Below are 18,986 nucleotides of genomic sequence, written 5' to 3'. Positions count from 1 at the left end.
ACGGAGGGGTGCCCCTGGGCGCTTTTTTTTAAGCATGCAGTTGTCTAGACAAGATGAGCCGGTGTACCGCGAACTCGCCGACATCCTGCGCCGCGAACTGAGCAGCTACCAGGCCGGAGAATTCCTGCCGGGCGAGGTGCAGTTGGCCGAACGCTTCGGCGTCAACCGCCACACCCTGCGCCGCGCCATCGACGAGCTGGTGTTCGAAGGCAGCTTGTTGCGCCGCCAGGGCAAAGGCACCCAAGTGTTGGACCGCCCGCTGATCTACCCGATGGGCGCCGAGACCTCCTACAGCCAGTCCTTGTCGGCCCAAGGCGTGGGCGTGGAAGCGATGCTGCTCAAGCGCCGCTACTGCTTCGCCAGCCGCGAAGAAGCGCAGCAACTGGGCATCGCCGAGATGGCGCCGATGATCGAGCTGCAAACCCTGCGCAAGCTCGACCACCAGCCGGTCAGCCTGATCCGCCATCGTTACTGCGCCAGCCATGCGCCGTTGCTGGCGGACTACAACGGCGGCTCCTTGCGCCACTACCTGCGTGAGCGCGACCTGCCGTTGACCCGCACCCAAAGCCTGATTGGCGCGCGTTTGCCCAACCGCGACGAAGCCGCACTGCTGATGATGCCCCGGCACTTGCCGGCGCTCACCGTATTCACCCTTTCCCGCGATCGCGACGGCCGCCCGGTGGAGCTGGCGCAGTCCACCAGCCGCTCGGATCGCTTCCAGTACCAAGTGGTGACCTGATGGAGACCTCGATGAACCTGTCCCCGCGTCAACACTGGATCGGCGTGCTCGCCCGCGCCTTTCGCAGTGAATTGCTGCCCCATGAAGACGCCCTGCGCGACGTGGATTACCAACTGATCCGCGCCCCGGAAATCGGCATGACCCTGGTGCGCGGCCGCATGGGCGGCAATGGCGCGCCGTTCAACCTCGGCGAAATGAGCGTGACCCGCTGTGTGGTGCGCCTGGCCGACGGGCGCACCGGCTACAGCTACCTGGCCGGGCGCGACAAGGTCCATGCCGAACTGGCGGCCCTGGCGGATGCGCATTTGCAGGGCGCACACCCGAGCCCCTGGCTCAGCGACCTGATCGGCTCACTGGCCAACGCCCAGGCCGAACGCCGGGCGCACAAAGAGGCCGACACCGCCGCCACCAAGGTCGAGTTCTTCACCCTGGTTCGAGGAGAAAACTGATGAATGCCCAATGCTTGCAACCGGCCTTTGCAGACCCGGTGCTGGACGCCCAGCGCGGTTTTCGCGGCGCCCTCAAGGCCCTCGCCGAGCCCGGCCTGATCCAGTCCTTGCCCGCCGCCCCCAGCCTTGAAGGCCTGGCGCCGGCTACCTATGCGCTGTGCCTCGCGCTGCTGGATATGGACACGCCGCTGTGGCTGGCACCGTGCTTCGACACACCGCTGATTCGCGCCAACCTGGCGTTCCACTGCGGCTGCCCGCTGACCGCCAACCGTGAAGAAGCCGCGTTCGCCTTGCTCGGTGAACAGGATCTGCTGGATCTCAGCGGCTTCGACCACGGCAATGACCGCTACCCCGATCAGTCCTGCACCTTGCTGGTTCAGTTGACCGACCTGGAAGCCGGTCGCGCCTTGAACTGGCGCGGTCCGGGGATCAAGACCCAGCGTCAGGTGAACCTGCCGGTGCCTCAAGCGTTCTGGCTCGAACGCGAACGCCGCGAGACGTTTCCCCGTGGCCTCGACGTGTTGTTCGCCGCCGGCCATCACCTGATCGGCCTGCCACGCAGCACCCGAATTGCACAGGAGCATGCCTGATGTACGTAGCCGTCAAGGGTGGCGAACAGGCCATCGACAATGCCCACCGCCTGCTGGCGAAAAAACGCCGGGGCGATACCTCCATTGCGGAACTGAGCGTGGAGCAGATCCGCGAGCAACTGCCGCTGGCGGTGGCGCGCGTGATGAGCGAAGGCTCGCTGTACGACACAGAGCTGGCTGCGCTGGCGATCAAGCAGGCGGCGGGGGATCTGGTGGAAGCGATCTTCCTGCTGCGGGCTTACCGCACCACGTTGCCGCGCTTCAGCCCGAGCCTGCCGATCGATACCGCGCAGATGTCGCTGAGCCGGCGGTTGTCGGCCACTTTCAAGGACGTACCGGGCGGGCAACTGCTGGGCCCGACTTTCGATTACACCCACCGTCTGCTGGACTTCGCGCTGCTGGCGGAAGGTGAATACCCAGGCCCGCAAACCACGCCGAATGCTGCCCTTGAACCATGCCCTCGGGTACTCGGCTTGCTGGCCAAGGAAGGGCTGATCAAGAACGAATCCGACGACACCGGCAGCGTCGCCGACATCACCCGCGACCCGCTGGAATACCCGGCCAACCGCGCCCAGCGCCTGCAAGCCCTGGCCCGTGGCGACGAAGGTTTCCTGCTGGCGTTGGGTTATTCGACCCAACGTGGTTATGGCCGCAACCACCCGTTCGCTGGCGAGATTCGCATCGGCGAGGTCGAGGTGTGGATCGACCCCGAAGAGCTGGGTTTCCCGATCTGCCTGGGCAGCATCGAAGTCACCGAGTGCGAGATGGTCAACCAATTCGTCGGCTCGGCCACCGAGCTGGCGCAGTTCACCCGGGGCTACGGCCTGGCATTCGGGCATGCCGAGCGCAAGGCGATGGGCATGGCGCTGGTGGACCGCTCGCTGCGGGCCAATGAGTTCAACGAAGAGATCGTCTCGCCGGCCCAGCAGGAAGAATTCGTGCTGTCCCACTGCGACAACGTCGAGGCGGCGGGCTTCGTTTCCCACCTCAAATTGCCTCACTACGTGGACTTCCAGTCCGAGCTGGAACTGATCCGCAAACTGCGCCAACCGGCCGAGGGCACGCGCCATGAATGACCTGACCCAACCCCCTGCCCGTGACCCGGCGTACAACTTTGCCTACCTCGACGAGCAGACCAAACGCATGATCCGCCGCGCCTTGCTCAAGGCCGTGGCGATCCCCGGTTACCAGGTGCCGTTCGGTGGCCGCGAGATGCCGCTGCCTTACGGTTGGGGCACCGGCGGCATGCAGCTGACCGCCGCGATCCTGGGGGCTGACGACGTGCTCAAGGTGATCGACCAGGGCGCCGACGACACCACCAACGCCGTGTCGATCCGGCGCTTTTTCGCGCGCACCGCCGGCGTCGCCACCACTGAAAGCACCCCGGACGCCACGGTGATCCAGACCCGTCACCGCATCCCGGAAACCCCGTTGCACGCCGACCAGATCATGGTCTACCAGGTACCGATCCCGGAGCCGCTGCGCTTTATCGAGCCGTCGGAAACCGAGACCCGCACCATGCACGCCCTGAATGACTACGGGGTGATGCACGTAAAACTCTACGAGGACATCGCGACCTTCGGCCATATCGCCACCAGCTATGCCTACCCGGTGATGGTGGATGAGCGCTACGTGATGGACCCCTCGCCCATCCCGAAATTCGACAACCCGAAACTCGACATGAGCCCGGCACTGATGCTGTTCGGTGCCGGTCGCGAAAAGCGTCTGTACGCGGTGCCGCCGTACACCCAGGTCACCAGCCTGGACTTTGAAGACCACCCGTTCGAAGTGCAGAAGTGGGAACACAACTGCGCCATCTGCGGCAGCCATGAATCGTTCCTCGATGAGCTGATTCTGGACGACGCCGGTACCCAGAGTTTCGTGTGTTCCGACACCTGGTATTGCGCCCAACGGGTCAAGGAGAACCACCAGTGAGCCAGCCTCTTTTGCAAGTGCGTGACCTGTCGTTGTTATACGGCGAAGAGAAGGGCTGCCAGGACGTCAGCTTCGATTTGTACCCCGGCGAAGTGCTGGGGATTGTCGGCGAATCCGGCTCGGGCAAGTCCACCTTGCTCTCGTTGCTCAGCGGACGCTTGCCGCCGCAGGCCGGGAACATCGGCTATCGCGGCAAGGGTGGCGAGTGGCTGGATCTGTACAGCGCCAGCGAAGCCGAACGTCGCACCTTGCTGCGCACCGAGTGGGGCTTTGTCGAGCAAAACCCACGGGACGGTTTGCGCATGGGCGTGTCGGCCGGCGCCAACATCGGCGAGCGCTTGATGGCTCAAGGCGTGCGCAACTATGAGCAACTGCGTGGCGCCGGCCTCGACTGGCTCGGCCAGGTAGAAATCGACCCGCAGCGCATCGACGACTTGCCCCGGACCTTCTCCGGCGGCATGCAACAGCGCCTGCAAATCGCCCGCAACCTGGTCTCCAGCCCGCGCCTTGTGTTTATGGACGAACCCACTGGCGGCCTGGATGTATCGGTACAGGCGCGCTTGCTCGACCTGCTGCGCGGCCTCGTTCGCGAGCTGGACCTGGCGGTGGTGATCGTGACCCACGACCTCGCCGTGGCACGCCTGCTGGCCGACCGCCTGATGGTGATGCGCCGTTCCCGGGTGGTGGAAACCGGGCTGACGGACCAGATCCTCGACGATCCACAGCACCCTTACTCTCAACTGCTGGTGTCTTCGGTATTGCAGCCATGATGAATGCCTTGATCGAGGTCCGTGACCTCTCGAAAACCTTCACCCTGCACCAGCAGAACGGCGTGGTGCTGAACGTGCTGCGCGGGGTGGAGTTCAGCGTGAAAGGCGGTGAATGCCTGGTGCTGCATGGCCAGTCCGGCGCCGGTAAAAGTACGCTGCTGCGCACCTTGTACGGCAACTATTTACCGGCAGGCGGCAGCATTCGTGTGCGGCATGCCGGTGAGTGGCTGGAGCTGGTCGGTGCCGAGCCTCGGGAGGTGTTGCAAGTGCGCCAGCAGACCCTGGGCTACGTCAGCCAGTTTCTGCGGGTGATTCCGCGTGTGGCCTGCCTGGATGTAGTGATGGAGCCCGCCCAGGCCCGTGGCTGGTCGAAGGCCAATGCACAGTCGCGGGCTGAACACTTGCTGACCCGCCTGAACATTCCCCAGCGCCTGTGGCAGTTGGCACCCGGCACGTTCTCCGGCGGCGAGCAGCAGCGGGTCAACATCGCCCGTGGCTTCATGGTGGACTGGCCGGTGATGCTGCTGGACGAACCCACCGCGTCCCTCGACGACAGCAACCGCCAGGTGGTGCTGGAACTGATGAACGAAGCCAAGGCCGGCGGTGCCGCACTGATCGGCATCTTCCACGACCGCGCCGCCCGTGAAGCGGTCGCCGACCGCCATTTCGACATGACCCCTGCGCCTGTTGCCCAAGAGGAATACGCCCATGCCCGCTGATCAGATCCTCAGTAATGCCCGGCTGGTGACGGCGGATCGCATGTTCCTTGGCAGCGTAGTGCTAAGGGACGGACGGATCGTCGACATCGCCGAAGGCCGCAGCCAGTTGCCCCAGGCCCAGGACCTCGACGGTGATTTCCTGCTGCCGGGGCTGGTGGAACTGCACACCGACAACCTGGAAAAACACATGACCCCGCGCCCCGGCGTGGATTGGCCGTCGACCTCGGCGGTGCTCAGCCATGACGCGCAAATCATCGCGGCCGGTATCACCACGGTGTTCGACGCGGTGTCCATCGGCGACGTGAACCCCAAGGGCAACCGCATGCAAAAACTGCCGGCGATGCTCAATGCCATCGCCTCGGCAGAAAGCGCCGGCCTGACCCGCGCCGAACACCGCCTGCACCTGCGCTGCGAGCTGTGCCACCCCGACACCTTGAGCGTGTTCCGCGACCTGGTGGAAAACCCGCTGGTGCAGTTGGTGTCGGTGATGGACCACTCGCCGGGCCAGCGCCAGTTCGTGCTCGAATCCAAGTACCGTGAGTACTACATGGGCAAGTACCACCTGAACGACGAGACCATGGACGCGTTCATCAAGCTGCAGATGGCCAACTCGAAGGAATACAGCGACCGCTACCGCGCCGCGATCGTCGAGCATTGCCTGGCGCGCGGGCTGTCGGTGGCCAGTCACGACGATGCGACATTGGCCCACGTTGAGGAGTCGGCACGCTTCGGCATGACCATCGCCGAATTCCCCACCACCCTGGAAGCGGCGCGTGGCTGCCAGGAACTGAACATGAAAGTTCTGATGGGCGCGCCGAACGTGGTGCGTGGCGGGTCCCACTCGGGTAATGTGGCCGCCGCCGGCCTGGCTGCCGAAGGATTGCTGGATATACTTTCCAGTGACTACTACCCGGCCAGCCTGCTGCAGGCGGCGTTCGTGCTGGCCGATCAACAGGACGGCGGCGACCTCTCCCGTGCGGTCAAGATGATCAGCCTGGCACCCGCACACGCGGCGGGCCTGAGTGATCGCGGCGAAATCGCTGTCGGTCTGCGGGCCGACTTGGTGCAAGCCAAAAAAAGCCGCGACGGACTGCCCGTGGTCCAACAAGTCTGGCGACAAGCGAAGAGGGTGTTTTGATGGCAGGCAGGTTGATCTATCTCATCGGACCGTCGGGTTCGGGCAAGGACAGCCTGCTGGATGCCGCACGCCCGCGTTTGGCCGAGCGTGGCTGCCGCATTGTGCGGCGGGTTATCACCCGTTCGGCGGAAGCGGTGGGCGAAGCCGCGCAGGGCGTGAGCCCCGGGCAGTTTGCCGCGATGGAAGCTGAGGGCGCGTTTGCCCTCAGTTGGCACGCCAACGGGTTGTCCTACGGCATCCCCCGGGAAATCGATGGGTGGCTGGCGGCGGGAGATGACGTGCTGGTCAACGGTTCTCGCGGCCACCTGGCGCCAACCCGCTTGCGTTACCCGAACCTGCTGGTGGTGTTGCTGACGGTGGATCAAGGGGTGTTGCGCCAGCGTTTGCTGGCGCGGGGCCGCGAATCCGTGGCGGAGATTGATCAGCGGCTGGCACGCAATGCGCGATTCGCCGAAGGTTTGAGCACGGCACCGGATGTGTTCCTGCTCGACAACTCCGGCCAACTGGAACACACGGTCGAGCGCCTGTTGGGCTGCCTCGACGGGCAACCGGCATGCGCCTGACCCTGCTGGGCACCGGCGATGCGCGGCAAGTCCCGGTGTATGGCTGTGAGTGCGCGGCCTGTGATTTGGCCCGCCGTGACGAGCGCCAGCGGCGTCGCCCATGCAGCGCGTTGATCGAGTGCGGCGACCAGCGCTGGCTGATCGACAGCGGGTTGCCCGACCTCACCGAACGCTTCCCGCCCCGCAGTTTCAACGGGATTCTCCAGACCCACTACCATGCCGATCACGCCCAAGGCCTGCTGCATTTGCGCTGGGGGCAAGGGCTGGTGATTCCGGTGCATGGTCCGGTGGACCCGGAAGGGTTGTCCGACCTGTACAAGCACCCCGGCATCCTCGATTTCAGCCAGCCGTTTGCCGAGTTTGAAACCCGCCGGTTGGGTGAGCTGAGCGTCACTGCACTGCCGTTGGTGCATTCCAAACCCACCTTGGGGTATCTGCTGGAAGGCGAGGGGCGACGCATCGCCTACCTCACCGACACCGTTGGCCTGCCACCGGCTACCCGCGACTGGCTGCAGCGTGAACCGCTGGATGTGCTGGTGCTGGACTGCTCCATGCCGCCGCAACCCCAGGCACCGCGCAATCACAATGACCTGACGTTGGCGTTGCAGTGCATTGATGAGGTGAAGGCCGAGTTGGGCGTGCTGACCCATGTGGGGCACACGCTGGATGCGTGGTTGTTGCAGCATCGGCGGGAGTTGCCGCGCCATGTGACGGTGGGGTGGGACGGGCGCGTGGTTTAGCGTGGGAAGTTATGTCAAGGGGTGAAGTCCTGATCACAAGGGCATTTGGATGAAAAGTTTGAAGGGATGTGTCTTTGTTAAGACCGATTTAGCGTATTCAAATGGGCGCCATTTTGTAGGTATTTATTTTTTTCTGATAAACCAACCCGGTGCTTACCCTGTGGGTATGTGTTGAATTGTTTAAATTGCAAGTAATTTATTGAATGTCTTAATGGGTATTTCACCGCGTTAACGTGTTTCAGTGAGAACCAAATAAGCGCTGTCCCGAGCTTTTTATGCATGGGAATTTAATAGCTGATGCCGATTGTTCCGGCTCGTTTATTAATTATAAGAGTGCTCTGTCTCATGAATACTTCTGACGCGGTTTCCATCAGGCCCTTTCTCAAAAGCTTGCCGGAGTCCGACCCGGGTCCCATTGGCTTCGGCGCCAACACAAAGCCGACGTACACCACCGATCAGGCCGCGAAACAGATCACGCGGGACAACCAGCGGTTTCACGACCGCCACGGCGACAAGAAAGTCGATCTGTCCTACACCGTTGATCCGAGTTTCACCCCGCAGCAGCAGCGACGTGTACATGACGCGGTGCAGTCCTGGCAGGATGTTGCAAACATCACCTTCAAGGAGCGTGCCTCCGGGGTGGACGGCACGGTAAACATCAAAAACAACCGTCGCGGTGAGGGTGGCGTCGCCACCTTGCCCACGCGCTCCACCAGCAGTACGTCGGCGACCATCGGCACGCGCAGGGCTGGCGGTTCACCTGCACTGGGCAGTCACTTTTCGGTGACCACCGTGCATGAAATCGGCCACGCCATCGGCTTGCAGCACCCGGGTAACTACAACGGTGGTGGTTCCAGTTACAACCGTGGCGCGGTGTATGCCGGAGATACCAAGGCGCGCAGTGTGATGAGTTACTGGTCGGAGAAGAACCAATCCGGTCAAGACTTCCAAGGGCTGAGCCCGTCCGCGCCGATGATGGATGATATTGCGGCGGCCCAACGGCTTTACGGGGCCAATCACCAAACCCGTAACACCGACACGACCTACGGTTTTAATTCCAATACCGAGCGCGAGGCAATGACCCTCAAGAGTGCCAGCGACAAACCCATCTTCTGTGTATGGGACGGCGGCGGCGACGATACGCTGGATTTTTCCGGGTTTTCCCAAAACCAGACAATCAATTTGAACGCCGAGTCGTTTTCGGATGTGGGGGGGTTGAAGGGCAATGTTTCCATCGCCAAGGGCTGTTTGGTCGAGAACGCCATCGGCGGTAAGGGAAACGATCTGCTGATCGCGAATCAGGGTGGCTGTCGGCTCAAGGGTGGCGCGGGTGGCGACACGTTGCGCTGCGGCGGCGGGGCGGATGTTTGTACCTACGACAAGGCCAGTGATTCCACGCCGCAGAATCCTGACCTGATCGAGAACTTTACCAGTGGCTCCGACAAAATAGATGTCTCGGGCGTTTTGAAAGAGGCGGGCGTCAGCGGCCTTGTGTTTACTGATCGGTTCAGTGGTCGGGCGGGTGAGGCGATACTCAAGCATGATGCTGCGACGGGGCGTTCAAGCCTGGAGATCGACCTGAAGGGCAGTGGCACTGGCGATTTTCTGGTCAGGGGCATTGGCGAGATCAAGCCTTGGGATGTGCAGTGGCAGCGGCAAAAGCCCAATGTGCAGCCGGTGCCGAACGTAGTGCCGCAACCGGCTCCGGAGCCTTCGCCGACGCCGCCGGTTGATGTGAAGCCGGACCTGCTTTCACAGCTAAGCGAGAGGGTCGCGAAGACGTTGTCAGCCTTGCTGCAGTTGATTCAACGCCTTGCCAAACGGTCGTCTTCCTCGACTCCAAACATCCGGTAAAACAGCCGCCAGTCAGCCTGATGAATTCTGTGCTTGAGTAAAGATAACTCTGGAGTTGCCTTTATTCGAGCCAGAGCAAGGAGGCTGTGGTGCAAAGCAGGCTATTGATTTGGGACGGTTTAAGGAGATTTTCCATGCAATACCCAATCTGTATCGAATGGGGCGATGACTTTGTCGCCACCGGTATCCAGATCCCCGACATTCCAGGTGCGGTGACCGCCGGGGACAGTTTTGAAGAGGCTTACAACGCGGCGGTTGAAGTGGCGCACATCATGCTGCAAGAGATCGCCGCAGAAGGCCGGGTGATTCCGATGCCAACGTCGGTGGCCGCCCATCACGATAATGAGGATTACGCCGGCATGGGCTGGGGGATGTTGGAGCTCGACATCTCGCCGTATCTGGGCAAGACCGAGAAGGTCAACGTGACCCTGCCCGGCTATGTGATCCAGCGCATCGACCGTTATGTGCGGGAGCACAAAGTGAAAAGCCGCTCGTCATTTCTGGCGGATGCGGCTTTGGAGAAGTTGGTGCGGTTGTAATCAGGCAGTTGCTACCGCCCCTTGCCGCGAGGCACTCAGGAAGCGCAACAAGGCCACCAGCGGGAAGGCGCTGCCTACCAGCATCACCCCCAGCCAGCCGCCATGTTCATACACGCTGCTGGCAATCGCCGAGCCGAAGGCGCCGCCGATGAAGATGCTGGTCATGTACAGCGCGTTCAGGCGGCTGCGGCTGTTGGCGTCGAGGGCGTAGATGGCACGTTGGCCGAGGACCATGTTCATCTGCACGCAGAAGTCCAGGACCACGCCGGTCACCGCCAGGCCAATCACGCTGTACAGCGGGTGCACAAAGGCCGGCAGGAAGCTCAGCGCGGCAAACAGCATCGCCAGCAGCGAAGCGCGGTGGGTGTGACCGGCATCCGCCAGGCGCCCGGCGATGGGAGCGGCGATGGCGCCCAGGGCTCCGACCAGGGCAAACAGGGCAATCTGGCTTTGGCTCAGGCCATTGTTGCGGGACAGTTCAAGCGGGGCGGCAGTCCAGAACAGGCTGAAGGTGGCGAACATGCAGCCCTGGTAAAACGCGCGCTGGCGCAGCACCGGCTGGCGGCGCAGCAGGGTGCCCAGGGAGCCCAGCAGCTGGCCATAGCTGGCGGCGTGATCGGGTTGGCGCTTGGGGATGGTCAGCATCAGCACCACGCTGATAAACGCCATCAGGGCTGCGGCGGCCATGAACATGGCGCGCCAGCCGAAGTGGTCGGCCACCACGCTGGACACCGGCCGGGCCAGCAGGATACCCAGCAACAAGCCGCCCATGATGCTGCCGACCACCCGGCCACGGGATTCGGCCGGCGCCAGGTGCGCCGCCAGCGGAATCAGGATTTGTACCGACACCGAACTGAAGCCGATCAGCAGCGACACCAGCAGGAACAGGTTCGGCTGTTCGGTGAACGCCGCACCCAGCAGGCTGGCGATGGCCACCACGGTGGTGATGATCATCAGCCGGCGGTTTTCCAGCAGGTCGCCCAACGGCACCAGGAAGAACAGGCCCAGGGCATAGCCGATCTGGGTCAGGGACACGATCAGGCTGGCCATGGCCGGCGTGAGGCCGATGTCCGGGGCGATCAGTTCGATGATCGGTTGCGCGTAGTAGATGTTGGCGACGATGGCGCCGCAACAGAACGCAAACAGCATCACCATGCCTCGGGTCATGGTGTTTGTAGCGTGGGGCGTAGCGTTCATGGTGTTCTCATAAAAGCGAAGGAAAGAGGCGAGCGAGAATAATGATTGAGCCGGAGCGGGAGTAGCCCGTCTGCGGTGATAACACTCATGCCGGGAATTAATGACTGAAACGTTAACTTTTGGGCTGAAGGTCGATGATACATTCAGTCACAACTGCATAAACAGGAAATCCACTGCCATGAAGACGACATTCAACAAGATGCTCCTGGCCTCAAGCCTGGCCGCGCTGATGACCGTGGGCGTTGCCCAGGCCGCGGATGCCCCGCGTGTCGGCGTGCGGGGTGCGATTACCGCGATGGACGGCGACGCGATGCACGTCAAGGTCAACAGCGGTGAAGACGTCACCGTGCACCTGACCAAGGACACGCTGGTGCGTGCAGTCACCTTGGCCAAGATCGAAGACATCAAGCCAGGCAGCTACATCGGCTCGGCGGCCATGCCGAACGCGGATGGCACCCTGACGGCGCTGGAAGTGCATGTATTCCCACCGGCCATGGCGGGTACCGGCGACGGGCATCGGGCGTTCGACTTGAAGGAAGGCAGCAGCATGACCAACGGTACCGTGGGTGACCTGGTGGTGAGCAAGGGCCGGACGTTGACCGTCAAGTACAAGGGCGGCGAGCAAAAGATCGTGGTGCCGGATGATGTGCCGATCGTCAACCTGGAACCGGGTGATCGCAGCTTGCTGAAGCCGGGGGTGAAAGTGGTGATGTTTGCGGCGAAGGGCGAGGACGGGAACGTCACGGCCCAGGCGATTTCTGCGGGCAAGGATGGCGTGACGCCACCGATGTAACAGCTGAACACTGAAACAAATGTGGGAGCGGGCTTGCTCGCGAATGCGGTGTGACAGTCACCGGATGTACCGACTGATCCACCGCATTCGCGAGCAAGCCCGCTCCCACATTTTTGACCGGGTTTCTCCAGTTAGAGCTGTTTACTGGCCGGAATAGATCTGGTCAAAAACCCCACCATCATTGAAGTGGGTCTTCTGCACGGTGCGCCAGTCACCAAAGGTTTTCTCTACCGACAGGAAGTCGACTTTCGGGAAGCGGTCGGTGTACTTGGCCAGCACTTTCGGGTCACGTGGACGCAGGTAGTTGTTGGCGGCAATTTCCTGGCCTTCCGGCGACCACAGGTACTTCAGGTATTCCTCGGCAGCCGCTTTGGTGCCTTTTTTCTCGACCACTTTGTCGACGATCGACACCGGCGGCTCAGCTTCTGCGGAAACGCTCGGGTAGATCACTTCGAACTGATCACGGCCGAATTCACGGGCAATCATTTCTGCTTCGTTCTCAAAGGTCACCAGCACGTCGCCGATCTGGTTGGTCATGAACGTGGTAGTCGCCGCACGGCCACCGGTGTCCAGCACGGGGGCGTGCTTGAACAGGTCACCGACAAACTGCTTGGCCTTCTCCTCGTCGCCGCCATTCTTCAGCACATAACCCCAGGCCGACAGGTAGGTGTAGCGGCCGTTACCGGAGGTCTTCGGGTTCGGCACGATGACTTGTACGCCGTCCTTGAGCAGATCCGGCCAGTCTTTCAGGGCTTTCGGGTTGCCTTTACGTACGATGAACACCGTGGCCGAGGTGAAGGGCGCGCTGTTGTTCGGCAGGCGGGTAACCCAGTTGTCGGGCACCAGCTTGCCGTTATCAGCCAGGGCGTTGATGTCGGTGGCCATGTTCATGGTGATCACGTCAGCCGGCAGGCCGTCGATCACCGAGCGCGCTTGTTTGCTCGAACCCCCGAAGGACATCTGCAGGGTCAGCTTGTCGTCCGGGTGCTCGGCGGCCCAGTGCTTCTGGAAGGCGGCGTTATAGTCTTTGTAGAAGTCGCGCATCACGTCGTAGGAGACGTTGAGCAGGGTGACCGGGGCGGCCTGGACGACGCCAGCCAGTGCAAGACCGGCAGCCAGGAGAGAAGCACTAACGAGTTTTTTCACTGCTCATTCCTTGTTGTTCGAGAAGGTTTTGAAACACATGGGGGCAATATGCCAGCGACTATAACGGGGGGCGCATAGTCGCTTAAAGATTAAAAAGAACTTTGCTTATTCCACTTTCTTGAAAAGCCCATTGCCACAGCGCGAGCAAAACGCGGCGTTTGGCTCATGGCTGTTTTTCTTGCACACCGGGCAATCGGTTTGCAGCATTTCGCCACGCATGGCGTTGGCCAGCTCGGCGGTGAAGATCCCGGTGGGCACGGCGATGATCGAGTAACCTGTGATCATCACCAGCGACGAAATCACCTGGCCCAGCGGGGTCTTCGGCACGATATCGCCAAAACCCACGGTGGTCAGGGTGACGATCGCCCAGTAGATGCCCTTGGGAATGCTGGTAAACCCGTGTTCCGGGCCTTCGATCACGTACATCAAGGTGCCGAACACCGTGACCAGAGTGCAGACGCTCAGCAGGAACACCACGATCTTCTGCTTGCTGCCCCGCAGCGCCGACATCAGGTAGTTGGCCTGCTTGAGATACGGGCCGAGCTTGAGCACCCGGAAGATCCGCAGCATCCGAATGATCCGGATGATCAACAGGTACTGCGCGTCGCTGTAATACAGGGCCAGGATCCCGGGCACGATGGCCAGCAAATCCACCAGCCCATAAAAGCTGAAGGCATAGCGCAACGGCTTGGGCGAGCAATACAGCCGCAGGCCGTACTCGATGGCGAAGATGATGGTGAAGCCCCACTCGATGTAGGCCAGCACGTTGGCGTAGTTGTCGTGAACCGCCTGGATGCTGTCGAGGATCACGATCACCAGGCTGGCAAGGATGATCAGCAGCAGGGTGCTGTCGAAGCGTCGGCCGGCCGGGGTGTCGCTTTGGAAAACCATGACGTAGAGACGTTCACGCCAGTGTTTGTTGCTGTCCATGGAAGTCGCCTGAATCGAAGATCAGCGAAGCCTAGGGGGATTCGAAGGGGCTGTCCATGCGGGTTTTCTGCATCACGCGGTGACTGGCGCGCACCAGCCAGGTGGCGAGGATAAAGGGTGCGGTCAGCGCGGGCAGGTTCAGGCCGGTGAAGCCCGGCGTGAGGATGATCGCCAGCAGGATGCCGATCAGCGGCAGCCAGGGTTGGCGACGATGCTGGCTGAGGGCCAAGGCGGCCAGCGCCGGGTTATAGCTGTGCAGGCCGAGCAGGGCGCGGGCGGGCTCGTCCATCAGCAGGGCGAGCAGCACGCCGAGGCTCGCACCGGTCAAGGCCCACAACGCGGCGCGGCGGTTGGCGAGCAGCAGGCCGAGGGCGATCAACAGGCCGGCCAGAGGCTGGTCCAGCAGGATGACTTGGGCGAGGCCGTTAAACGGTGCGCAGAGCAGCGCCCAGGTGCCGGGTTCGCTGGCGGCGAAGGCGGCGGGCGCAGGGGTGCCCAGCAGCAGCCAGCCGAGCAGCACAAACGGTGCGGTGTAGGCGGGCAGGTCATCGGGGTTGGCGGCGCGCTTGAGCCATTGTCGGGTGAGGATCGCGCTGAGGCCGCCACAGGCGAGGATCAACGGTGGCAAGAGTGCCGACCAGGTGAAATGCTGGCTGATCAGCAAGCCGAGCAGCACGCCGTTGTAGCTATAAAGGCCAGCCTGGCGCTCGGCCTTGGGATAGCCGCGGCGTTGGGCAGTCAGCAAGCCGGCGACACCGCCCAGCAGTGCGCCGCCCAGCAGGGCCGGGGCGCCGATCAGGATCGCCAGCAGGCAGAGCAGGCCACACAGCGGCTGGCGCTGGAGGAAAATCTGGCTGAAGCCGTTGAGCAGGGCTTCGGCCCAGTCGGGGCAGGATTGGTTGGGCATGATCAATATCTGCAGGAAAGCGCCGAATCCTGTGGCGAGGGAGCTTGCTCCCGCTGGGGCGCGCAGCGGCCCCAAAAGATGGGCCTGCTGTGCAGTCCAGCGGGAGCAAGCTCCCTCGCCACAGGGGATTAGATCAATGTCTCGATCCGCAACGAATTGGTCGACCCCGGCTGCCCAAACGGCACCCCCGCGGTGATCACCAACGTATCCCCGCGCTGCGCCATGCCCTGGGCCTGGGCAATTTCCAGCGCCGTGGAACACACCTCATCCACCTGCCGCAGCCGGTCATTCACCACCGAATGCACGCCCCACGCCACGCTCAAGCGCCGTGCCGTGGACAGGTTCGGCGTCAGGTTCAGAATCGGCACCGCCGGCCGTTCCCGCGCCGCCCGCAGGGTGGAGCTGCCCGATTCGCTGTAGTTCACCAGCACCGCCACCGGCAAAATGCTGCTGATGCGGCGAATCGCGCAGCTGATGGCGTCCGACACCGTGGCATCCGCCTTGGGCCGGCTGACGTCCAGTTGCGTCTGGTAGTCCGGGCCGTTTTCCACCTGGCGAATGATCTTGCTCATCATCAACACCGCTTCCAGCGGGTATTCACCGGAAGCGGTTTCCGCCGAGAGCATCACCGCATCCGCCCCTTCCGCCACCGCGTTGGCCACGTCCGTGACCTCGGCCCGGGTCGGCGCCGGTGAGAAGCGCATGGACTCGAGCATCTGCGTGGCCACCACCACCGGTTTACCCAACTGGCGGCAGACGCCAATGATGTCCTTCTGGATTTGCGGCACGCTCTCCGCCGGCACTTCCACCCCCAGGTCCCCTCTGGCGACCATGATCGCGTCGCTCAGCTCGGCGATTTCCTGCAGGCGCTGCACCGCCGAGGGCTTCTCGATCTTGGCCATCAGGAATGCCTTGTCGCCGATCAACTCGCGGGCTTCGCGGATATCTTCCGGGCGTTGCACAAACGACAGCGCCACCCAGTCCACCCCCAGTTCCAGGCCGAAGCTCAGGTCGCGGCGATCCTTGGCGGTCAGCGGGCTGAGTTCCAGCAACGCCTGGGGCACGTTCACGCCTTTGCGGTCTGACAGTTCGCCGCCATTGAGCACGGTGGTGTCGATGGCATCGGCGTGCTTGGTGATCACCCGCAGGCGCAGTTTGCCGTCGTCCAGCAGCAGGTCCATGCCGGGCTTGAGGGCGGCGATGATTTCCGGGTGCGGCAGGTTGACCCGCCGCTGGTCGCCGGGCGTCGGGTCGAGGTCCAGGCGCAGGGCCTGGCCGCGAATCAGTTGCACCTTGCCTTCGGCAAAACGCCCGACCCGCAGCTTCGGGCCTTGCAGGTCCATGAGGATGCCGAGGGGGTAGTTGAGCTGGCGTTCCACCTGGCGAATCCACTGGTAGCGCTGGGCGTGGTCGGCATGATCGCCATGGCTGAAGTTCAGCCGGAAGATATTCACCCCGGCTTCCACCAGCTCGCGGATGTCGTCGATGCTGTCGGTGGCCGGGCCCAGCGTGGCGAGGATCTTGACCTTCTTGTCAGGCGTCATGTTCGGGGCTCTCCAGGATCAGAATGGCGCGAAAATCGTTGACGTTGGTGCGGGTGGGCTCGGTGATGATCAAGCCGTCGAGGGCCGCGAAGTAGCCGTAGCCATTGTTGTTGTCCAGTTCGTCACTGGCGCTCAAGCCCAGGGCTTCGGCGCGGGCGTAGCTGGTGGGCGTCATGATCGCGCCGGCGTTGTCTTCCGAGCCGTCGATGCCATCGGTGTCACCCGCCAGGGCGTAGACGCCGGGCAGGCCCTTGAGGCTGTCGGTGAGGCTCAGCAGGAATTCGGCATTGCGCCCGCCACGGCCATTGCCGCGCACGGTCACGGTGGTTTCACCGCCAGAAAGGATCACGCAAGGCGCCGCCAGCGGTTGGCCGTGCTGGATGATCTGCCGGGCGATACCGGCGTGCACCTTGGCCACGTCTCGGGCTTCGCCTTCCAGGTCGCCAAGGATCAGTGGGCTGAAACCGGCCTGGCGGACTTTCACCGCCACCGCTTCCAGGGATTGCTGCGGGCGGGCGATCAGTTGGAAATGGCAGCGGGCGAGGACCGGGTCGCCGGGCTTGACGGTTTCCGACTCCGGGCTTTGCAGCCAGGTGCGCACGGATGCCGGGATTTCAATCTGATAGCGCTTGAGAATCGCCAGCGCCTGTTGCGAAGTGCTCGGGTCGCCGACGGTGGGGCCGGAAGCGATGACCGTGGCCTGGTCACCCGGCACATCGGAAATCGCATAGGTGTAGACCGTGGCCGGCCAGCTGGCCTTGGCCAGGCGCCCGCCCTTGATCGCCGAGAGGTGCTTGCGCACGCAGTTCATCTCGTCAATGGCGGCGCCGGATTTGAGCAGGGCTTTGTTGATGGCTTGTTTGTCTGCCAGGGTGATGCCGGCGGCCGGAAGGGCGAGCAGTGCAGAGCCGCCGCCGGAGAGCAGGAAGATCACGCGGTCGTCTTCGCTGAGGTTGCTGATCAGCTCCAGCACACGCTTGGCGACGGCCTGGCCTGCGGCATCCGGGACCGGGTGCGCGGCTTCGACCACTTCGATTTTCTTGCAGGGTGCGCCGTGGCCGTAGCGGGTCACCACCAGGCCCGCGACTTCGCCTTGCCAGCAGTTTTCCACCACCAGCGCCATGGCGGCGGCGGCTTTGCCGGCACCAATCACGATGACACGGCCGCTGCGGTCGGCGGGCAGATAGGGCTCGAGGACTTGCCGGGGGTGGGCGGCGTCGATGGCTGTGGCAAACAGCTCGCGAAGCAGGTGTTGTGGATCGACCGACATAAGCGGGCTCCCGGGGATTCTTGTTATCAGGGGGGCATCAGATCGTTCCCACGCTCCGCGTGGGAATGAATCACTGGACGCTCTGCGTCCGCTGTTGTGACGCGGAGCGTCACGGGCTGCATTCCCACGCAGAGCGTGGGAACGATCAGCGCGTTATTTATCGCGAATCGAAAAATTCGCCATATGTTCCAGGCCCTTGATCAGCGCCGAGTGGTCCCAGTTGCCGCCACCGATGGCGGTGCAGGTGCTGAACACCTGCTGGGTGCCGGCGGTGTTCGGCAGGTTGATCCCCAGCTCCTTGGCACCCGCCAGGGCCAGGTTCAGATCCTTCTGGTGCAGGTTGATGCGGAAGCCCGGGTCGAAGGTGCCCTTGATCATCCGCTCGCCATGCACTTCGAGGATTTTCGAGGACGCAAAACCGCCCATCAGCGCTTCACGCACCTTGGCCGGATCGGCGCCGTTCTTCGAGGCGAACAGCAGCGCTTCGGCCACCGCCTGGATGTTCAGGGCAACGATGATCTGGTTGGCCACTTTGGCTGTCTGGCCATCGCCATTGCCGCCCACCAGGGTGATGTTCTTGCCCATGGCCTGGAACAGCGGCAGGGCGCGTTCGAAGGTGTGCGGGTCGCCGCCGATCATGATGCTCAGGGTGCCGGCCTTGGCACCGACTTCACCACCGGACACCGGAGCGTCAAGGTAACGTGCGCCAGTCTCGTTGATCTTCGCGGCGAAGGCTTTGGTGGCGGTGGGCGAGATCGAGCTCATGTCGATCACCACTTTGTTCGGCGCCAGGCCCGCAGCAACGCCGTCGGCGCGGAACAGCACATCGTCGACCTGTGGGGTGTCGGGCACCATGACGATGATGAACTCGGCTTCCTGGGCCACTTGCTGCGGGTTGGCCAGGGCCACCGCGCCAGCGTCGATCAACTCAGCCGGCGCCTTGCCGTGATGCTCGGAAAGGAACAGTTGGTGACCGGCCTTTTGCAGGTTGGCGGCCATGGGTTGGCCCATGATGCCGGTGCCGATAAATCCGATTTTAGCCATGATGAAAATCCTCTCTTTATTCGATGTGAGAGCTGCTTTTTGTGGGAGCTGGCTTGCCTGCGATGGCATCACCTCGGTTTAACTGAGAGACCGAGTTGCCTGCATCGCAGGCAAGCCAG

The 18,986-nt window shown here is 62.8% G+C and carries 20 protein-coding genes; 13 read left to right on the top strand and 7 right to left on the bottom strand.

What is annotated here, in order from left to right; translation table 11 throughout:
• Positions 1-34 precede the first annotated feature (34 nt).
• The 12 genes from phnF (at position 35) to LIY45_RS22190 (ending at position 10,036) form a co-directional block, all read left to right on the top strand.
• Positions 35-739, top strand: coding sequence for a phosphonate metabolism transcriptional regulator PhnF (gene phnF / locus LIY45_RS22245; RefSeq protein WP_177025426.1), 705 nt, complete (start codon positions 35-37; stop codon positions 737-739).
• Entirely contained in the window at positions 739-1,188 is a 450-nt protein-coding gene (gene phnG / locus LIY45_RS22240; protein ID WP_026077963.1) for a phosphonate C-P lyase system protein PhnG, read from the top strand. Before phnF ends, phnG begins: the two co-directional genes overlap by 1 nt.
• Positions 1,188-1,778, top strand: a complete 591-nt coding sequence (phnH, locus tag LIY45_RS22235; RefSeq protein ID WP_226477622.1) for a phosphonate C-P lyase system protein PhnH — start codon at positions 1,188-1,190, stop codon at positions 1,776-1,778. The genes phnG and phnH overlap by 1 nt, the downstream gene beginning before the upstream one ends.
• Positions 1,778-2,854, top strand: a complete 1,077-nt coding sequence (locus LIY45_RS22230) for a carbon-phosphorus lyase complex subunit PhnI (protein WP_226477621.1) — start codon at positions 1,778-1,780, stop codon at positions 2,852-2,854. Before phnH ends, LIY45_RS22230 begins: the two co-directional genes overlap by 1 nt.
• Entirely contained in the window at positions 2,847-3,713 is an 867-nt protein-coding gene (locus LIY45_RS22225) for an alpha-D-ribose 1-methylphosphonate 5-phosphate C-P-lyase PhnJ (RefSeq protein ID WP_226477620.1), read from the top strand. Before LIY45_RS22230 ends, LIY45_RS22225 begins: the two co-directional genes overlap by 8 nt.
• The gene (phnK, locus tag LIY45_RS22220) at positions 3,674-4,483 is read left to right on the top strand and encodes a phosphonate C-P lyase system protein PhnK (protein WP_226477639.1); all 810 of its coding nucleotides are present in this window, start codon (positions 3,674-3,676) and stop codon (positions 4,481-4,483) included. Before LIY45_RS22225 ends, phnK begins: the two co-directional genes overlap by 40 nt.
• On the top strand, positions 4,483-5,202 hold the full coding sequence (gene phnL / locus LIY45_RS22215; protein WP_226477638.1) for a phosphonate C-P lyase system protein PhnL: 720 nt from the start codon (positions 4,483-4,485) through the stop codon (positions 5,200-5,202). The genes phnK and phnL overlap by 1 nt, the downstream gene beginning before the upstream one ends.
• On the top strand, positions 5,192-6,340 hold the full coding sequence (locus LIY45_RS22210; protein WP_226477619.1) for an alpha-D-ribose 1-methylphosphonate 5-triphosphate diphosphatase: 1,149 nt from the start codon (positions 5,192-5,194) through the stop codon (positions 6,338-6,340). Before phnL ends, LIY45_RS22210 begins: the two co-directional genes overlap by 11 nt.
• Positions 6,340-6,903, top strand: a complete 564-nt coding sequence (gene phnN, locus LIY45_RS22205) for a phosphonate metabolism protein/1,5-bisphosphokinase (PRPP-forming) PhnN (RefSeq protein WP_226477618.1) — start codon at positions 6,340-6,342, stop codon at positions 6,901-6,903. The genes LIY45_RS22210 and phnN overlap by 1 nt, the downstream gene beginning before the upstream one ends.
• Complete coding sequence (phnP, locus tag LIY45_RS22200) at positions 6,894-7,643, top strand: phosphonate metabolism protein PhnP (protein ID WP_226477617.1); 750 nt, start codon at positions 6,894-6,896, stop codon at positions 7,641-7,643. Before phnN ends, phnP begins: the two co-directional genes overlap by 10 nt.
• A gap of 345 nt (positions 7,644-7,988) precedes the next feature.
• On the top strand, positions 7,989-9,497 hold the full coding sequence (locus LIY45_RS22195; RefSeq protein WP_226477616.1) for a M10 family metallopeptidase C-terminal domain-containing protein: 1,509 nt from the start codon (positions 7,989-7,991) through the stop codon (positions 9,495-9,497).
• Positions 9,498-9,631: 134 nt separating this feature from the next.
• Complete coding sequence (locus tag LIY45_RS22190; protein ID WP_017477502.1) at positions 9,632-10,036, top strand: type II toxin-antitoxin system HicB family antitoxin; 405 nt, start codon at positions 9,632-9,634, stop codon at positions 10,034-10,036.
• On the opposite strand, the gene LIY45_RS22185 is transcribed toward LIY45_RS22190, so the two are convergent.
• Positions 10,037-11,233 (bottom strand): MFS transporter, encoded by a 1,197-nt coding sequence (locus LIY45_RS22185; protein ID WP_226477615.1) that lies wholly within the window; start codon positions 11,231-11,233, stop codon positions 10,037-10,039.
• Between the two features lie 178 nt (positions 11,234-11,411).
• Here LIY45_RS22185 and LIY45_RS22180 point away from each other — a divergent pair, with 178 nt between their 5' ends.
• Positions 11,412-12,026, top strand: a complete 615-nt coding sequence (locus LIY45_RS22180) for a DUF5666 domain-containing protein (RefSeq protein WP_226477614.1) — start codon at positions 11,412-11,414, stop codon at positions 12,024-12,026.
• Between the two features lie 141 nt (positions 12,027-12,167).
• Here the strand turns inward: LIY45_RS22180 and LIY45_RS22175 are convergent, their stop codons facing one another.
• From LIY45_RS22175 to LIY45_RS22150, 6 genes are all read right to left on the bottom strand, one after another.
• A complete protein-coding gene (locus LIY45_RS22175; RefSeq protein WP_226477613.1) occupies positions 12,168-13,172 on the bottom strand; it encodes a sulfate ABC transporter substrate-binding protein in 1,005 nt (334 codons plus the stop codon).
• Positions 13,173-13,277: 105 nt separating this feature from the next.
• Complete coding sequence (locus LIY45_RS22170) at positions 13,278-14,102, bottom strand: ion transporter (protein ID WP_017477506.1); 825 nt, start codon at positions 14,100-14,102, stop codon at positions 13,278-13,280.
• A gap of 31 nt (positions 14,103-14,133) precedes the next feature.
• Complete coding sequence (locus LIY45_RS22165; RefSeq protein ID WP_226477612.1) at positions 14,134-15,009, bottom strand: urea transporter; 876 nt, start codon at positions 15,007-15,009, stop codon at positions 14,134-14,136.
• Positions 15,010-15,137: 128 nt separating this feature from the next.
• On the bottom strand, positions 15,138-16,553 hold the full coding sequence (pyk, locus tag LIY45_RS22160) for a pyruvate kinase (protein ID WP_226477611.1): 1,416 nt from the start codon (positions 16,551-16,553) through the stop codon (positions 15,138-15,140).
• Positions 16,543-17,823, bottom strand: coding sequence for a glycerate kinase (locus tag LIY45_RS22155; RefSeq protein WP_226477610.1), 1,281 nt, complete (start codon positions 17,821-17,823; stop codon positions 16,543-16,545). The genes pyk and LIY45_RS22155 overlap by 11 nt, the downstream gene beginning before the upstream one ends.
• 153 nt (positions 17,824-17,976) lie before the next feature.
• Positions 17,977-18,867, bottom strand: coding sequence for a 2-hydroxy-3-oxopropionate reductase (locus LIY45_RS22150; RefSeq protein WP_226477609.1), 891 nt, complete (start codon positions 18,865-18,867; stop codon positions 17,977-17,979).
• Between the last annotated feature and the right edge of the window lie 119 nt (positions 18,868-18,986).

Origin of the sequence: Pseudomonas sp. MWU16-30323 (genome assembly GCF_020515595.1) — a bacterium.
In the GTDB taxonomy this organism is placed as follows: Bacteria; Pseudomonadota; Gammaproteobacteria; order Pseudomonadales; family Pseudomonadaceae; genus Aquipseudomonas; species Aquipseudomonas yamanorum.
Note: the sequence above shows the minus strand (reverse complement) of the source record. Positions and strands in the feature narration are given on the sequence as shown.

Coding starts and splice junctions, on each gene's coding strand:
- LIY45_RS22165 (WP_226477612.1), bottom strand. CDS start 15,009: ATGCCCAACCAATCCTGCCCCGACTGGGCCGAAGCCCTGCTCAACGGC.
- LIY45_RS22170 (WP_017477506.1), bottom strand. CDS start 14,102: ATGGACAGCAACAAACACTGGCGTGAACGTCTCTACGTCATGGTTTTC.
- LIY45_RS22150 (WP_226477609.1), bottom strand. CDS start 18,867: ATGGCTAAAATCGGATTTATCGGCACCGGCATCATGGGCCAACCCATG.
- LIY45_RS22185 (WP_226477615.1), bottom strand. CDS start 11,233: ATGAACGCTACGCCCCACGCTACAAACACCATGACCCGAGGCATGGTG.
- LIY45_RS22210 (WP_226477619.1), top strand. CDS start 5,192: ATGCCCGCTGATCAGATCCTCAGTAATGCCCGGCTGGTGACGGCGGAT.
- LIY45_RS22195 (WP_226477616.1), top strand. CDS start 7,989: ATGAATACTTCTGACGCGGTTTCCATCAGGCCCTTTCTCAAAAGCTTG.
- LIY45_RS22230 (WP_226477621.1), top strand. CDS start 1,778: ATGTACGTAGCCGTCAAGGGTGGCGAACAGGCCATCGACAATGCCCAC.
- phnP (WP_226477617.1), top strand. CDS start 6,894: ATGCGCCTGACCCTGCTGGGCACCGGCGATGCGCGGCAAGTCCCGGTG.
- phnH (WP_226477622.1), top strand. CDS start 1,188: ATGAATGCCCAATGCTTGCAACCGGCCTTTGCAGACCCGGTGCTGGAC.
- LIY45_RS22225 (WP_226477620.1), top strand. CDS start 2,847: ATGAATGACCTGACCCAACCCCCTGCCCGTGACCCGGCGTACAACTTT.
- LIY45_RS22155 (WP_226477610.1), bottom strand. CDS start 17,823: ATGTCGGTCGATCCACAACACCTGCTTCGCGAGCTGTTTGCCACAGCC.
- phnN (WP_226477618.1), top strand. CDS start 6,340: ATGGCAGGCAGGTTGATCTATCTCATCGGACCGTCGGGTTCGGGCAAG.
- phnG (WP_026077963.1), top strand. CDS start 739: ATGGAGACCTCGATGAACCTGTCCCCGCGTCAACACTGGATCGGCGTG.
- pyk (WP_226477611.1), bottom strand. CDS start 16,553: ATGACGCCTGACAAGAAGGTCAAGATCCTCGCCACGCTGGGCCCGGCC.
- LIY45_RS22190 (WP_017477502.1), top strand. CDS start 9,632: ATGCAATACCCAATCTGTATCGAATGGGGCGATGACTTTGTCGCCACC.
- phnF (WP_177025426.1), top strand. CDS start 35: ATGCAGTTGTCTAGACAAGATGAGCCGGTGTACCGCGAACTCGCCGAC.
- LIY45_RS22180 (WP_226477614.1), top strand. CDS start 11,412: ATGAAGACGACATTCAACAAGATGCTCCTGGCCTCAAGCCTGGCCGCG.
- phnL (WP_226477638.1), top strand. CDS start 4,483: ATGAATGCCTTGATCGAGGTCCGTGACCTCTCGAAAACCTTCACCCTG.